At 63.7% G+C, this 14,538-nt stretch carries 14 protein-coding genes; 8 read left to right on the plus strand and 6 right to left on the minus strand.

The window, feature by feature from the left end; all coding sequences use genetic code 11:
• From ABIB91_RS00005 to flaF, 4 genes are all read left to right on the plus strand, one after another.
• A partial coding sequence (locus tag ABIB91_RS00005; protein ID WP_354159268.1) for a DUF1522 domain-containing protein occupies positions 1 to 1,338 on the plus strand: 1,338 nt, incomplete at its 5' end.
• A gap of 325 nt (positions 1,339 to 1,663) precedes the next feature.
• Positions 1,664 to 3,925: a DUF1522 domain-containing protein gene (locus tag ABIB91_RS00010; RefSeq protein ID WP_354159266.1), complete on the plus strand. Its 2,262-nt coding sequence runs from the start codon at positions 1,664 to 1,666 to the stop codon at positions 3,923 to 3,925.
• Positions 3,926 to 4,156: 231 nt separating this feature from the next.
• Complete coding sequence (locus ABIB91_RS00015; protein WP_354159264.1) at positions 4,157 to 6,445, plus strand: DUF1522 domain-containing protein; 2,289 nt, start codon at positions 4,157 to 4,159, stop codon at positions 6,443 to 6,445.
• Between the two features lie 291 nt (positions 6,446 to 6,736).
• A complete protein-coding gene (gene flaF, locus ABIB91_RS00020; RefSeq protein WP_007612319.1) occupies positions 6,737 to 7,105 on the plus strand; it encodes a flagellar biosynthesis regulator FlaF in 369 nt (122 codons plus the stop codon).
• A 142-nt stretch (positions 7,106 to 7,247) separates the two neighbouring features.
• Here flaF and ABIB91_RS00025 read toward each other — a convergent pair whose 3' ends face one another.
• The 4 genes from ABIB91_RS00025 to ABIB91_RS00040 all read right to left on the minus strand — a co-directional run bounded on the left by ABIB91_RS00025 (position 7,248) and on the right by ABIB91_RS00040 (position 9,765).
• Entirely contained in the window at positions 7,248 to 7,607 is a 360-nt protein-coding gene (locus ABIB91_RS00025; RefSeq protein ID WP_247406883.1) for a hypothetical protein, read from the minus strand.
• A gap of 159 nt (positions 7,608 to 7,766) precedes the next feature.
• Positions 7,767 to 8,264 (minus strand): hypothetical protein, encoded by a 498-nt coding sequence (locus ABIB91_RS00030; RefSeq protein WP_027518929.1) that lies wholly within the window; start codon positions 8,262 to 8,264, stop codon positions 7,767 to 7,769.
• A gap of 11 nt (positions 8,265 to 8,275) precedes the next feature.
• Positions 8,276 to 8,641 (minus strand): flagellar assembly peptidoglycan hydrolase FlgJ, encoded by a 366-nt coding sequence (gene flgJ / locus ABIB91_RS00035; RefSeq protein WP_354159261.1) that lies wholly within the window; start codon positions 8,639 to 8,641, stop codon positions 8,276 to 8,278.
• Positions 8,641 to 9,765 carry a flagellar basal body P-ring protein FlgI gene (locus tag ABIB91_RS00040; RefSeq protein ID WP_354159259.1) on the minus strand — a complete coding sequence of 375 codons (1,125 nt, stop codon included), beginning with the start codon at positions 9,763 to 9,765 and terminating at the stop codon, positions 8,641 to 8,643. Before ABIB91_RS00040 ends, flgJ begins: the two co-directional genes overlap by 1 nt.
• A gap of 270 nt (positions 9,766 to 10,035) precedes the next feature.
• Here ABIB91_RS00040 and ABIB91_RS00045 point away from each other — a divergent pair, with 270 nt between their 5' ends.
• On the plus strand, positions 10,036 to 10,449 hold the full coding sequence (locus ABIB91_RS00045; RefSeq protein WP_007602121.1) for a flagellar assembly protein FliX: 414 nt from the start codon (positions 10,036 to 10,038) through the stop codon (positions 10,447 to 10,449).
• A gap of 4 nt (positions 10,450 to 10,453) precedes the next feature.
• Here the strand turns inward: ABIB91_RS00045 and ABIB91_RS00050 are convergent, their stop codons facing one another.
• Entirely contained in the window at positions 10,454 to 10,825 is a 372-nt protein-coding gene (locus tag ABIB91_RS00050) for a winged helix-turn-helix transcriptional regulator (RefSeq protein WP_007602122.1), read from the minus strand.
• 149 nt (positions 10,826 to 10,974) lie between these two features.
• Here ABIB91_RS00050 and ABIB91_RS00055 point away from each other — a divergent pair, with 149 nt between their 5' ends.
• The 3 genes from ABIB91_RS00055 (at position 10,975) to ABIB91_RS00065 (ending at position 13,467) form a co-directional block, all read left to right on the plus strand.
• The gene (locus ABIB91_RS00055; protein WP_354159257.1) at positions 10,975 to 11,586 is read left to right on the plus strand and encodes an NAD(P)-dependent oxidoreductase; all 612 of its coding nucleotides are present in this window, start codon (positions 10,975 to 10,977) and stop codon (positions 11,584 to 11,586) included.
• 216 nt (positions 11,587 to 11,802) lie between these two features.
• On the plus strand, positions 11,803 to 12,168 hold the full coding sequence (gene dksA / locus ABIB91_RS00060) for an RNA polymerase-binding protein DksA (protein ID WP_008554760.1): 366 nt from the start codon (positions 11,803 to 11,805) through the stop codon (positions 12,166 to 12,168).
• 519 nt (positions 12,169 to 12,687) lie between these two features.
• The gene (locus ABIB91_RS00065) at positions 12,688 to 13,467 is read left to right on the plus strand and encodes a 2-keto-4-pentenoate hydratase (RefSeq protein ID WP_354159254.1); all 780 of its coding nucleotides are present in this window, start codon (positions 12,688 to 12,690) and stop codon (positions 13,465 to 13,467) included.
• 302 nt (positions 13,468 to 13,769) lie between these two features.
• Here ABIB91_RS00065 and flgH read toward each other — a convergent pair whose 3' ends face one another.
• A complete protein-coding gene (flgH, locus tag ABIB91_RS00070; protein ID WP_027518924.1) occupies positions 13,770 to 14,537 on the minus strand; it encodes a flagellar basal body L-ring protein FlgH in 768 nt (255 codons plus the stop codon).
• Position 14,538 lies beyond the last annotated feature (1 nt).

Below are 14,538 nucleotides of genomic sequence, written 5' to 3' on the forward strand. Positions count from 1 at the left end.
CTGAGCGGCAAGGCTGACGCCCTCAAGGCGCTGGGCCTCACCGCATCGGTCGGTTCGGGCACCGCGACGGTGCAGGCGAACCGCACCACCGGCACTGGCACGCTGTCCTCGCTGCTCCAGACCAACTCGACGCTGAACGTCAACGGCCATGTCATCAGCTTCAAGGATGGCAATGCGCCCGCGGCGGCCAACGTTCCGGCCGGCTCCGGCGTTGCCGGCAATCTCGTCACCGATGGCAGCGGCAACTCGACCGTCTATCTCGGCGGCGCCACCGCGGCGGACCTCCTGAAGGCGATCGATCTTGCCACCGGCGTGCAGTCTGCATCGAATGCCGGCGGCACCGCGACGGTGACGACGACCACCGGCCAGATCGCCTCGTCGATCAACTCGAGCGGCCAGCTCAAACTCTCGACCGGCGTCAATGCCGACCTATCGATCACCGGCACTGGGAACGCGCTCGCCGCGTTCGGCCTTGCCGGCAACACCGGTACGGCCTCGGCCTTCACCGCGGCACGTAGCGCCGGCACGGGTGGCATCAACGGCAAGAGCTTGACCTTCAGCTCCTTCAACGGCGGCACCGCGGTCAACGTCACCTTCGGCGACGGCACCAACGGCACGGTCAAGACGCTCGATCAGCTCAACTCGCAGCTCCAGGCCAACAACCTGACTGCCACGATCGATGCCAACGGCCTGCTGACCATCAATGCAACCAACGACTACGCGTCTTCGACGCTCGGCTCGGCTTCGGCCGGTGGCGCAATCGGCGGCACGCTGACGAGCGCTCTGACTTTCTCGACGGCTTCGACCCCCGTCCAGGATACGGTTGCCCAGACCTCGCGTGCGAACCTGGTCGGCCAGTACAACAACATCCTTGCGCAGATCGACTCGACCTCGCAGGACTCCTCGTTCAACGGTGTGAACCTCTTGAACGGCGATCAGCTCAAGCTAGTGTTCGACGAGACCGCCAAGTCGAGCCTGAGCATCACGGGTGTGACCTACAACTCCAAGGGTCTGGGTCTTGCCGCGTTGACGCAAGGAACGGACTTCATCGACAACGCTGCGACCAACAAGGTGCTGACAAACTTGAACACTGCGTCGAGCACGCTGCGTTCGGAGGCATCGGCCCTCGGTTCGAACCTGACCATCGTGCAGGTTCGTCAGGACTTCAACAAGAACCTGATCAACGTGCTGCAGACCGGCTCGTCCAACCTGACCCTGGCCGACACCAACACTGAAGCGGCCAACAGCCAGGCGCTGTCGACCCGCCAGTCCATCGCGGTCTCCGCGCTGTCGCTGGCCAACCAGTCGCAGCAGAGCGTGCTGCAGCTGCTCCGCTAACAAGCGGACAACATCGCAAGCAAGACACGACGGCGGGGCTTCGGCTCCGCCGCTTTTTTTCGTGCGTCAGCCGACATTTCGTAGCCACGCAGTGCTCTGAAAAAGTAACCAGCGGTTATGGTTAATGGAGAGTAAGCGCGGATAAAAGCCAATGATTTCAGCCTGATTTGCGGACGGCGACCACGCTTCTGCGCGCTTATGGTGAACGCGCGCTTATGCAGGCGATGTTCGTTTCACCCTTTGTTAGCCATGTCGCGGCACGCTGTCCCCGTCACTCGATCCGAAGCGATCGAACGAAGACGCGTAAACCAGAAGGGTAAGAGTTATGTCCGGTATCGTTCTCTCCACGTCGGTTCGCCAGAACCTGTTGTCTCTCCAGTCCACCGCCGACCTCCTCGCCACCACGCAGAACCGTCTGTCGACCGGCAGGAGCGTCAATTCGGCCCTGGACAATCCCACCAACTTCTTCACGGCCCAGTCGCTCGACAACCGCGCCAGCGACATCAACAATCTGCTCGACGGCATTGCCAATGGCGTGCAGGTGCTGCAGGCTGCCAATACCGGCCTGACCTCGCTGCAGAAGCTGATCGACAGCGCAAAGTCGATCGCCAACCAGGCGCTGCAGACCACTGTCGGCTATTCCTCGAAGTCCAGCGTCTCGACCACGATCGCCGGCGCGACTGCGTCCGATCTGCGTGGCACGACGACCTATGCCAGCTCGACCGCGAGCAGCAACGTGCTGTACTCCGGCGCTGCTGGCGGTGCGACCGCTGCGGCTTCGACCACGAAGCTCGGCGGTGTCTCGGGTGTCCTCACCGGCGCCGTGACGCAGGACAACGCCGGTACCCCCGCCAACATCTCCGGCACCACGCTGATCTACGGTGCGAGCGGCGCTCTGACCACGCAGGCCACCACCAAGTTCGCTGACGGCGATACCTTCAGCGTCAACGGTAAGACCGTCACCGTGAAGTCCGCGGCGACCCCAGGTGCAGCCACTCTGATCGGTGGCACCAGCGGTGTCTTCGGCAACGTCGTCACCGACGGCTCCGGCAACTCGACCGTTTACCTCAATGCCGCCACCACGGTTGGCGACTTCGTCAACGCCCTCGATCTCGCCAGCGGCACGCAAACGGCGACGATCACCTCCACCGCGGGCACGGCGGCCTTCGCGCAGACTGCGGGCCAGACCGCATCGAGCATCACGGGCGGTCAGATCTCGCTGCAGAGCACGACCGGCGCCGATCTGGTGCTGAGCGGCAAGGCTGACGCCCTCAAGGCGCTGGGCCTCACCGCATCGGCTGGTTCGGGCACCGCGACAGTGCAGGCGAACCGCACCACCGGCACCGGCACGCTGTCCTCGCTGCTCCAGACCAACTCGACGCTGAACGTCGACGGTCATGTCATCAGCTTCAAGGATGGCAATGCGCCCGCGGCGGCCAACGTTCCGGCCGGCTCCGGCGTTGCCGGCAACCTCGTCACCGATGGCAGCGGCAACTCGACCGTCTATCTCGGCGGCGCCACCGTTGCCGACCTCCTGAAGGCGATCGACCTTGCCGCCGGCGTGCAGTCTGCATCGAATGCCAGCGGCACCGCGACGGTGACGACGACCACCGGCCAGATCGCCTCGTCGATCAACTCGAGCGGCCAGCTCAAACTCTCGACCGGCGTCAACGCCGACCTCGCGATCACCGGCACTGGGAACGCGCTCGCCGCGTTCGGTCTCGCCGGCAACACCGGCAATGCGTCGGCCTTCACGGCGGCCCGCACGTCCGGCACGGGTGGCATCAACGGCAAGAGCTTGACCTTTTCCGCCTTCAATGGCGGCACCGCCGTCAACGTCACCTTCGGCGACGGCACCAACGGCACGGTCAAGACACTCGATCAGCTCAACTCGCAGCTTCAGGCCAACAATCTGTCCGCGACGATCGATGCCAATGGTCTGCTCACGATTTCTGCCTCGAACGACTATGCGTCCTCGACTCTTGGGTCGACGGTCGCAGGTGGTGCGATCGGCGGTACGCTGACTTCGTCGCTGACCTTCACGACCGCCTCCACTCCGGTGCAGGATGTCGTGGCCCAGTCGACCCGAGCAAACCTGGTCTCGCAGTACAACAACATCCTGAACCAGATCGACACGACCTCGGTCGACTCCTCGTTCAACGGTGTCAACCTGCTGAACGGCGACCAGCTCAAGCTGGTGTTCGACGAGACCGGCAAGTCGAGCCTGAACATCACGGGTGTGACCTACAACTCCAAGGGTCTCGGCCTCGCCTCACTGAGCGTCGGTGTCGACTTCATCGACAACGCCGCAACCAACAGGGTGCTGTCCAACCTTAACTCGGCGTCCAGCACGCTGCGGTCGGAGGCCTCGGCGCTTGGTTCGAACCTCTCGGTCGTGCAGATCCGTCAAGACTTCAACAAGAACCTGATCAACGTGCTGCAGACCGGCTCGTCCAACCTGACCCTGGCCGACACCAACGTCGAGGCGGCCAACAGCCAGGCGCTGTCGACCCGCCAGTCGATCGCGGTCTCGGCGCTGTCGCTGGCCAACACCTCGCAGCAAAGCGTGCTCCAGCTGCTCCGCTAATAAGTATCTGTAATTACAACAATAACTACGAGCGGCGGGGCTTCGGCCCCGCCGTTTTCCTTTGGCGGAGGAACCGTGTGAAACCGGGGGACGGGGCGCTAACCCCGCATTAACCCTATCTCTTAAACCGGCGTTAACCATACTTTAAAGGACAGGCCCTAAGACTGGACAAAAGCCCGCTTCCAGACCCGCGTGGCCGATTCGTATCCGGTTCAAGAGGAAGACTCGCCAATGTCCAACATCGTTCTCTCGGCGTCCGTTCGCCAGAACCTGTTGTCGCTGCAGTCGACGGCCGACTTGCTGGCCACGACGCAGGAGCGGCTGTCGACCGGTAAAAAGGTCAACACGGCGCTCGATAACCCCACCAACTTCTTCACGGCCCAGGGGTTGGACAACCGGGCGAGCGACATCGGCAACCTGCTGGATGGCATCAACAACGGTGTGCAGGTGCTGCAGGCCGCGAACACCGGCATCACCTCGTTGCAGAAGCTGATCGACAGCGCCAAGTCGATCGCCAACCAGGCGCTGCAGACCACGGTCGGCTATTCCACCAAATCAAACGTCTCCACCACGATTCCCGGTGCGACGCCCGCCGACCTGCGCGGCACGACCTCTTATGCGAGCGCGACCGCCAAGAGCAACGTGCTCTATACCGGCGCGGCCGGTGGCGTAACCCCGGTCACGGGAACCGCCGCGCTTGGCGCCTCCCTGGGCTCAAACGCCGGCACGAATGTCGGGTTTGCCGCGACCGCGGCCGACGGCGCGACTGCACTATCCGGTGCCACCACGCTGGTCGGCACCACGACATCCACCACCTTCGGCGCCCCGCCTGCGGACGGCGACACCATCACGGTCAACGGCAAGACCATCACCTTCCGCACCGGTATCGCCCCGACGACGCAGCCGACCGGCTGGGGCCTCAACCCCAGCGGGCACATCGCCACCGATGGTAACGGCAATTCGATCGTCTACGAGGGAACGCCGACTGCGCCCGGCGCGACTGTCAGCGACGTGCTCAGCGCGATCGACCTCGCCAGCGGCGTCAAGACCGCGGCAATCAGTGCAGGCGCAGCAACGATTACGGTCAGCGGTTCGGCCGGTCCGATCGGCACGCTGCAGGTGGCATCGTCCGTCACGGGCGGCCAGGTCACGCTGAAGAGTTCGACCGGCGCCGATCTGAGCCTGACGGGCAAGGCCGACTTCCTCAACAAGCTCGGTCTGACCGCCGCGACCGGCGCGGGCAATGCGAGCGTGACGGCGGACCGATCGACCACCGCGGGCTCGCTCGGCTCGCTCGTTCAAGACGGCTCGACGCTGAACATCGACGGCCACACCATCACTTTCAAGAACGCCCAGTCGCCCCAGACGGCGTTGAGCGTGACCTCCGGCGGCGTCAACGGCAACATCGTCACCGACGGCAACGGTAATTCGACCGTCTACCTCCAGAGCGCGACGCTCTCCGATCTGCTCAATTCGATCGACCTTGCCACCGGCGTCAAGACCGCCAACATCTTCAACGGCGCGGCGACGCTGCAGACCACTGCGGGCCAGATCCCCTCGTCGGTCAACAGCAGCGGTCAGCTTGCGCTCTCCACCGGCATCAACGCCGATCTGTCGATCACCGGTACCGGCAATGCGCTCAACGCGTTCGGTCTCAGCGGCAATACGGGAACGGCGACCGCTTTCGCCGCGGCGCGTAACTCCGGTGTTGGTGGCGTCGCGGGCAAGACGCTGACCTTCACCTCCTTCAACGGCGGCACGCCGGTTAATGTCACCTTCGGCGACGGCACTAACGGCACCGTCAAGACGCTCGACCAGCTCAATGTGCAGCTTCAGGCCAATCACCTGACGGCGACGATCGACGCCAACGGCGTGCTGACGGTCACCACTGTGAACGAGTACGCATCCTCGACCCTCGGCTCGAGTACCGCCGGCGGTACGGTCGGCGGTACGCTCACCGGCGTGCTGGCCTTTACCACCGCGCAGCCCCCGATTCAGGATCCCGTCGCACAGACCGCGCGCTCCGGCCTGGTCAGTCAGTTCAACAACATCCTGGCGCAGATCGACACGACCTCGCAGGACTCGTCCTTCAACGGCGTCAACCTGCTCAACGGCGACACGCTGAAGCTGGTCTTCAACGAGAACGGCAGCTCGACGCTCGGCATCAACGGCGTGGTGTTCAACGCGGCCGGTCTCGGTCTCAGCAATCTCGTTCCGGGCACGGACTTCATCGACAACGGTGCCACCAACAAGGTGCTGGCCAGCCTGAATGCCGCCTCGAGCACGCTGCGCTCCGAGGGTTCTTCGCTCGGTTCGAATCTGTCGATCGTGCAGGTGCGTCAGGACTTCTCCAAGAACCTGATCAACGTTCTGCAGACCGGTTCGGCCAACCTGACGCTCGCCGACACCAACGAGGAAGCGGCGAATAGCCAGGCGCTGTCGACCCGCCAGTCGATCGCGGTGTCCGCGCTGTCGCTGGCCAACCAGTCGCAACAGAGCGTGCTGCAGCTGCTCCGCTAATTTCGCGGCGAAAGGTCGCTCATCGATTTCGCGGCGGAGCTAACGCTCCGCCGTTCATTTTACGGAGATCGCTAAGGCAGGATTAGCTGAGATCGACGCACACCACGCGTGACGTGTTTACAGCGTGCACATGCGCGTCTAGCTTCACGATGACGAAGAACTCCGAGACCCGTAATAATCCGGAGTGCTTCCAAGCACACATGTAAGCAAATCTTAAGCGGTGCTGCCTAGGGTCGGAAAAGAAATCCTTAAGCGCGTTCAACGGGCTAGGTAACCTCCAGGGTGTGATTGATGTCGAATTCCGCTGCCTCGGCCTACGCGCGTGTTGCAACGACCACCGCATCTCCTCGCGACATCGAAGCGCAGACCCTGCTCAAGGCCGCGAACAAGCTTCAGGATGCGATCAACAGCGCCGAGCCGTTCAGCGAGCAGACCACGCAGGCCCTGATGTTCAATCGCAAGCTCTGGACGATTTTCCTGAGCGAGGCCATGCGCGAGAACAATCCGCAGCCGATCGACGTCCGGCAGAAGATCGCCAACATCAGCGTGTTCGTGTTGAGCCAGACCGCCGCGCTGCAGATGAGCCCGCAGTTCGATCACTTCCGTCCGCTGATCGAGATCAACCGCAATATCGCCGCTGGTCTGTCCGGCCGTCCGTGATCAAGGACGGTCGTTTGGCCTCGGCAATACGAAGTTCATGCGGATGGATAGCGGCAAGGCGCAAATCACGAACGTCGTCACCGATCCACCGACCGGTTCGAGCGATCTCGATGTTGCCGTTACGAGGCTCGACGCCTGATGGTCAGGCGCTGCGGTCCGTGCTGGCCGGACGCGAGGGCTCGGATTTCAAATCCTGCGCATGGAAATAGGCCCGCCGGCGCAGCATTGCTTCGTCGGGGAACTGGTTGACCACCGCGTCGGTCCTGTCGTTGACGACCTGGAAGACGAACGACGCCGCCGCCTGGTCGAACACGACCTGGCGTGAGACGTTCTCGTTGCTTCGCAAATCATTACGTGCAGGCGCGCTCGCCTCGCCAGCGGCCACTGTCTGGCTCACGGGCAGATCGGTTTGCACGGCCTCGTTCGCCGCCGCATTCGACGTCGTTACGATCTGCACGGCGACCGGTATCCCCACCGGCCTGATGCTGAAATCTGTACTCATGGCAGCCTCCTGGTTGCCTCACGTGAGTCAAATCCCAACCCCTCTCAATACGCAACCATGGAACACCAGGATTGAACACCCGGTAAGGAAACGTGCCTAACCGCGCGACGATGTTGCCGCGCGGTTTTTCGTAAAATTGTCGCTTGTTGTTGCGCGCGCTCAGAGCGAGCGGCTGACCGCGAGCGGCGTGATGTGGCGCGGGCCCGGCGTGGCGCGGCGTCCCGCGGCCGTGTAGGTGTTCGGCACGTTGCGCTTCTGGATCTCGGCGTTGACGCCGCGCACGACGCTCTCCGACACCGCGTGAGCGGTTGCGAGAACGGTGAGGTTGACCTGGAGCATCGCGCGGAATGCATCGTGGTGCCGATGCAGCGTCGAGAGCAGCTCGGGCGCCGACTTGGCGAGCTGCGCCTGGTTCGCCTTCAACTGGGTGACGGCGCCGACATAATTTCGCGACAGCTCCTGCTTCTTGCTCTCGAGGGTCATCGCCTCGCGGACCTGGCCGGCGCGCACGAGCTCGGTCTCGCGCTCAATCAGACCGAGCAGGGCACTCATCGCATCCATCAACTGCTCGGCGATCTTGCGCGCCTCGGCGCTGCCGGGTGCGGTGTTCGGGCGCTGCGCTTGCACCGGCTGACGCGAGGCGTTGAAGTGGTTCATCTCGTTTGACCTTATGCCGTGCGGATCGTTTTTGCCTGCTGCATGATCAGGGTGCGATAGACGTCGGTGGCGATGCCGACGCCGCCGGCGTTGGCGAAGTTCTTGGAATATTGCTCGGTCAGCATCGAGCGCCACACGCCGGTGCCAGGCGTGTCGCCGAACGGGCCTTCGCCCTTCAGGCCCGAGGTCATCTGCGAGAACATGCTGTTGAGGAACATCGCCTCGAAGTCGGTGGCGATCTTCTGCGCCTTGGCCTGCTGCTTCGGCGAGACCTTTTGCAGTGCCGCGGCGAGATCGAAGTCCGGCCGGCCGTTGCGGCTCTCCACCGAGAAGGCGGAGCTGGCGAGCCGTGCGGGGTTGACCATGCCGGTCTGCATCACATCACCTCGATGTCGGCTTCGATCGCACCGGCGGCCTTGATCGCCTGCAGGATGCTGATGAGATCGCGCGGGCCGATGCCGAGACCGTTAAGGCCGTCGACGAGCTGCTGAAGCGAGACGCCGTCCTTGACGACGGCGAACTTCTTGCCGTCCTCGGTGACGCTGACGCTGCTGCGTGGTGCGACCACGGTCCGCCCCCGCGACAGCGGGTTGGGCTGGCTGACCTGCGGGCTCTCGGAGATGGTGACGGTGAGGTTGCCCTGTGCGACCGCAACGGTGGCGACGCGGACGTCGCGACCCATCACGATGATGCCGCTGCGTTCGTCGATGATGATCTTGGCGGCGAGATCCGGATCGACCTGGAGCTGCTCGATCTCGGTGAGAAAGGCGACGACGTTGCCCTTGAACTCCGGCGGGATCGCCAGCTGCACGGTCGACGGGTCGATCGGCTCGGCGGTCTTGACTCCGAGATAGTCGTTGATCGCGGCGGCGATCCGCTTGGCCGTGGTGAAGTCGGCATTGCGCAGTGCAAGGCGGACGTTCGGCAGGCGATTGAGGGCGAACTCGATCTCCCGCTCGATGATGGCACCGTTGACAATGCGTCCGACGGTCGGCACGCCACGTACGATTTTCGCCGCCTCACCCTCGGCCTGGAAGCCGGATATCGCGAGCGAACCCTGTGCGACCGAATAGACGTTGCCGTCGGCGCCTAGGAGTGGGGTGACGAGCAGGGTGCCGCCCTGGAGATTCTTGGCGTCGCCGAGCGCGGAGACGGTGACGTCCATGCGCGTGCCCTGGGTGGCGAAGGCCGGCAGATTGCCTGTCACCATCACGGCTGCGACGTTGCCGGTGCGGATGGTGGCGCCGCGGATGTTGACGCCCATGCGCTCGAGCATCGCCTGCAGCGACTGCTTGGTGAAGGGGATGTTGTTGAGGGTGTCGCCGGTGCCGTTGAGGCCGACGACGAGGCCGTAGCCGATGAGCTGGTTCTGCCGCACGCCTTCGATGTTGGCGAGATCCTTGATGCGCGATGTCGCGCTTGCAGAATTGACCGAGAGCACCAGCGCTGACAGCGCGGCGCAGGCCACCCCCACAAGTCTCTCCCAACGAACGCTTGGCATCCTCTGCTCCCCGAGGCTCCTCAAATCAAAGGACCATCACGACACTCCCATGACGAGCTGGTCCGACGCTGTCCTTGCGAGCGCTGTGCCAACTCGGGGCAGCGGCGGTAGGTAGCTGAATAGGTTGAATAAATCTGTTTCGAGCGACCTCAGCCTGTGTTGTCCCTGAGGAGCGAAACTGCCGCCTGTCGGCAGATTTTGCCGGGCTGTTTACGGGCCGTTAACCATAAAACGGCGAATGTGGCGCATCGATCACCCGGATTGCTTCCGATGCGCATCTACGGACCGAACGGCACCACGCTTGGAACGCCGGCCAGCCAGGCCAGGCGGACGAGCTCCGGCACCTTCGTGCTGCCCGACACCTCGTCGGCGCCGGAGACGCGAGGCGCCGCCGCACCGAAGGCCGCAGCCAACATCGACGGGCTGCTCGCGCTGCAAGGCATCGAGGAGGATCCCGTCGAGCGTCGCAAGCGCTCGGTCGTGCGCGGAAAGACCGCGCTCGACGTGCTCGACGATCTCAAGATGGGACTTCTGTCCGGCAAGCTCGACGCCTCGACCGTGATGCGGCTGCGTGACGCTGCGGCGAACCTGAAATCGTCCTCCGGCGATCCCGGCCTGGACTCGGTGCTCTCCGAGATCGAGCTGCGCGTCGAGGTCGAGCTCGCCAAGGCTGGGCAGGCATAGCGTCTTACGCCGCTTCATCCTTCAACTGCGAATCGTAGCGGCGCTGGGCGGCGAGCACGTCTTTCAGATTCTGTTCGGCCCAATCGCGCAGCGGATCGACGGCGGCGGCGAGCGTCACGCCAAGCTGCGTGATCGAGTATTCCACGGTCACCGGCACGGTTGCGATGGCGTGACGCTTGAGCAATCCATCGCGCTCGAGCGACTTGAGAACCTGGCTCAGCATCTTCTGCGAAATGCCTTCAATCGTCCGGCGCAACTGATTGAAGCGCATCGGCTCCTCGCGCAGCAGCAGCAGGATCAGCACCGCCCATTTGTCACCGACGCGGTCGAGGATCTGTCGCGTGGGGCAGTTCGCTGCGTAGACGTCTGGCTTCATCGTCGGGTCCTCACGATCCATTCCACTGATTTGCCGGCCGCCGCCGGTTACTCTTGTGTAATCAGGTAAGCACAAAGTGCTCTCTTAACACCAGCGCTCTTTGCGATATCTAGTTACCCATAGTTACCACAGAAGCAAAGGAGCCTTCCATGAAAATCGCAGTTACCGGCGCCTCGGGCCGGGCCGGGTCGGAGATCACCAAGGAACTGTCCCGCCGCGGCCACGCGGTCACGGCCATCGCCCGCAACCCCGAGAAGATCGCGGCCCTGCCGAACGTCACCCCCACCAAAGGGGACGTGCTCGACCAGCCAGGCCTTGCCAAGCTGTGGGCCGGGCACGACGTCGCCGTGAGTTCCGTGCACTTCCTGGCCAGTGACGCGCTCAAGCTGATCGGCGCGGCCAAGGACTCCAAGGTCGGTCGTTACCTCGTCGTCGGCGGAGCCGGCAGCCTGGAGGTCGCTCCGGGCGTCAAACTGGTGACAACTCCCGGCTTTCCGGCTCAGTACAAGGCTGAGGCGGAGGCGGGTTCGGCCTTTCTCGACCTGCTACGGCGGGAAAAGGAGCTGAACTGGACCTTCATCTCGCCGTCGGCCCTGTTCATCGAGGGGGAGCGCACCGGCAAGTTCCGGCTTGGCACCGATCAGCTTCTCGCAGATGCGAACGGCAAAAGCTGGATCACCTTCGCGGATTACGCCATCGCGCTCGCCGACGAGATCGAGCGGCCGGTCCATGAAAGGCAGCGTTTCACGGTCGGCTACTAGGCCGTCGGCCGCTCCCGGGCCCTTCAGGATAAACCTTTCCTGTGCAAGGGCTTGGGGGCGCCGGTCCGGCGATCAGGGAAACATTGTCTGTCACAGGAGGCCGCTATATAACGCCCCGCTCAGCGGACCCCATTCCGCGTACGAGTCGTTGCTTAGACAGATAGGCCGCCCTTGGAAAAGTTGAAAAACTACCGACCGACCGAAAAAGAGCCTTTCATGAACGACCGGCAGAAGGAGTACTTCCGCTTGAAGCTCCTCGCCTGGAAGGATGAGATCCTCAAAGAGTCCAAGCTCACCCTGCAAGCCCTGCAGGAGGAGAACGTGAACCACCCCGATCTCGCCGATCGGGCATCGTCCGAAACCGACCGCGCCATCGAACTCCGTGCCCGCGACCGCCAGCGCAAGTTGATCGCCAAGATCGACGCCGCGCTCCAGCGTATCGAGGACAACACCTACGGCTATTGCGAGGACACCGGCGAGCCGATCTCGTTGAAGCGGCTCGAGGCCCGTCCCATCGCGACGCTCTCGGTGGAGGCGCAGGAGCGCCACGAGAAACGCGAGAAGGTCTATCGCGACGAATAGAGTCCGAGCCGCAGCGATGCGGCTCTTTGTTTTTGAACGCAAGGCGCGCCTTTTCGCGCCGTGATCAGCATTTTGCCTGTCGCTTGCAACCGTGCGTTCGGCGCGCGAGCGCAATCACGAAAAGTGAATCGCGATCAATGGGCTAGACTCAACTCCTCCGAGCTCACGTGAGTTCGGATGAGAAACAGCCTTCACTTCAGGTGCGGGAGGTTTTGCGAGTCGCATCAAGGACATCGACTCGAATGCTGAGGCACGGATCCAGCAGCTTCACGCATTGCTGCAATCAGGCCTGATGCGACGCTGCAAGGCGCGCATCCCCATAAAGCCCGGACCAGCTCAATATTTCCTTAAGCGCCGGCACAGCCCGTGTGGCTTGCCATGATGTGCCCGATCAGCGTTCGCAGCTCATCCAGCTTGGGTTGGCGATGACGTGCTGCCGTGGGGTCTCTTGCGCTTGTCACGCCCCGGCGGGGATGCTGAAGTGCCGCCCTCGATTGTGGTGTGTAGGAGGCGGCGCCGATGGACACAATTCTCGCAGCCGCAAAGGCGATCGCGCTGGCGCGCCGCAACCATGCACCGCTCGCGGCGCTCGAAGTTCCTCCGGCCGATGAAGCCGAGGGCTATCAGGTCCAGCGCGCGCTGCACGATCTACTGCTGCCGCATGTCGGCCCGCTGGTCGGCTACAAGATCGGCTGCACCAGCCAGGTGATGCAGGATTACATCGGCATTCCACACCCTTGCGGCGGCGGCGTGTTCCAGAAAGGCGTCCACGACAGCGGCGTGCAGCTCGCGGCTGCCGACTATGTCCGCGTCGGCGTCGAATGCGAGATCGCGGTGCGGCTGAAGCGCAATCTCGCCGCCGGCGAGGCGCCGTTCACGGCCGAATGGGTCGGCGAAGCCGTCGAGGCCTATCATCCCGCGATCGAGATCGTCGACGACCGCTATGTGAAGTGGGAAACGATGGGGGCGCCGACGCTGATCGCCGACGATTTCTTCGCCGCCGGCTGCGTGCTGGGTGAGGTCGTGCCGCGCTCGTCGGTGCCGGACCTGAAGGCGGTCAAAGGCCGCGCCATCGTCAACGGCGAAGAGGTCAGCCACGGCACCGGCGCCGACGTGCTCGGCCATCCCCACAACGCACTCGCCTGGCTCGCCAACCATCTCGCCGCCGAGGGCAAGGGTCTGCACGCGGGACAGCTCGTGCTGACGGGGAGCCTGGTCAAGACGCTGTGGCTGAAAGCCGGCGACAAGGTGCGAATGGAGCTGGACGGGCTGGGGACGGTGGAGGCGGAGTTTACGTAGGCGCTGCGGGCGCGCTGCGGGCACTACGTCGTCATGCCCCGCGAAGGCGGGGAATCCAGTACGCCGCGGCTTCTCGGTTCATCACTGACGTCTCGAAATACTGGATCGCCCGCCTTCGCGGGGCATGACAGTTGAGAGGGCGGATAGGGGGAGCGGCGTCGCTGCAATCGCGCGTGCCCGACGCGCTGTATGCAGCCGTCGCAAAATACATGCGGCCCTCGCCAGGGGAGCTAGCGAGGGCCGCGTCGTACATCGTCGTCCGCGCCTAGGTTCGCGAACACGATGTGGGAGCTCGGGAGAAGCTAGAAGGGCAGCAGCACGTCCATGACTTGCTGGCCGTAGCGCGGTTGCTGCACGTCCATGATCTGGCCGCGGCCGCCGTAGGCGATGCGGGCCTGCGCGATCTTGGTGGAATCGATGGTGTTGTCGCTCTGGATGTCTTCGGGACGGACGATGCCGGCGACGATGAGCTCGCGGATCTCGTAGTTGACGCGGATCTCCTGCTTGCCTTCGACCACGAGGTTGCCGTTGGGCAGGACCTGGGTGACGACGGCTGCGACGTTGGTCTGCAACGCTTCCTTGCGGTCCACGCTTCCTTTGCCCTCGCTGGACGCGGTCGAGTCGGCGGTGAGGATGCGGCCGGGCAACACCTTCTGCGCTTGGGCGCCCAATGTCTTGGCGCCGATGAAATCAGTGATTCCGGAATCTTCCTTGTTGGTGCGGCTACGCTGGGTGTCGTTTTCGATATTGGCCTTGTCGGTGATGTTCACGGCCACCGTCAGGAGATCGCCGACCTGATGGGCGCGTTGGTCCTTGAAGAAGGCGCGGCTGCCGTTCCGCCACAGCGAGTTCGGATTGTAGGAGGCGACTTCCGGCTTCGGCATCGGCATCTGCACCGGCTTGTAACCGGGCTGCGTCGTCGGATTGTCGATCGCCGATAATTTCGGCTGCTCGCCGATCTGCGACAAGCGGTCGATCGAGGAGCAGCCGCTCGCCAGCGCGCAAGTCGCCAGCAGCAGGGCAGAGATCGCGATGCGACGAAGACGAAAAGCCGAACTGAACGTGGACATG

This window comes from Bradyrhizobium sp. JR4.3 (genome assembly GCF_040547695.1).
Classification (GTDB): Bacteria; Pseudomonadota; Alphaproteobacteria; order Rhizobiales; family Xanthobacteraceae; genus Bradyrhizobium; species Bradyrhizobium canariense.

Bases quoted from the DNA above. Each gene is read 5' to 3' on its own strand.
- ABIB91_RS00010 (WP_354159266.1), top strand. From the start codon at position 1,664: ATGTCCGGTATCGTTCTCTCCACGTCGGTTCGCCAGAACCTGTTGTCT.
- ABIB91_RS00015 (WP_354159264.1), top strand. From the start codon at position 4,157: ATGTCCAACATCGTTCTCTCGGCGTCCGTTCGCCAGAACCTGTTGTCG.
- flaF (WP_007612319.1), top strand. From the start codon at position 6,737: ATGTCGAATTCCGCTGCCTCGGCCTACGCGCGTGTTGCAACGACCACC.
- ABIB91_RS00025 (WP_247406883.1), bottom strand. From the start codon at position 7,607: ATGAGTACAGATTTCAGCATCAGGCCGGTGGGGATACCGGTCGCCGTG.
- ABIB91_RS00030 (WP_027518929.1), bottom strand. From the start codon at position 8,264: ATGAACCACTTCAACGCCTCGCGTCAGCCGGTGCAAGCGCAGCGCCCG.
- flgJ (WP_354159261.1), bottom strand. From the start codon at position 8,641: ATGCAGACCGGCATGGTCAACCCCGCACGGCTCGCCAGCTCCGCCTTC.
- ABIB91_RS00040 (WP_354159259.1), bottom strand. From the start codon at position 9,765: ATGCCAAGCGTTCGTTGGGAGAGACTTGTGGGGGTGGCCTGCGCCGCG.
- ABIB91_RS00045 (WP_007602121.1), top strand. From the start codon at position 10,036: ATGCGCATCTACGGACCGAACGGCACCACGCTTGGAACGCCGGCCAGC.
- ABIB91_RS00050 (WP_007602122.1), bottom strand. From the start codon at position 10,825: ATGAAGCCAGACGTCTACGCAGCGAACTGCCCCACGCGACAGATCCTC.
- ABIB91_RS00055 (WP_354159257.1), top strand. From the start codon at position 10,975: ATGAAAATCGCAGTTACCGGCGCCTCGGGCCGGGCCGGGTCGGAGATC.
- dksA (WP_008554760.1), top strand. From the start codon at position 11,803: ATGAACGACCGGCAGAAGGAGTACTTCCGCTTGAAGCTCCTCGCCTGG.
- ABIB91_RS00065 (WP_354159254.1), top strand. From the start codon at position 12,688: ATGGACACAATTCTCGCAGCCGCAAAGGCGATCGCGCTGGCGCGCCGC.
- flgH (WP_027518924.1), bottom strand. From the start codon at position 14,537: ATGTCCACGTTCAGTTCGGCTTTTCGTCTTCGTCGCATCGCGATCTCT.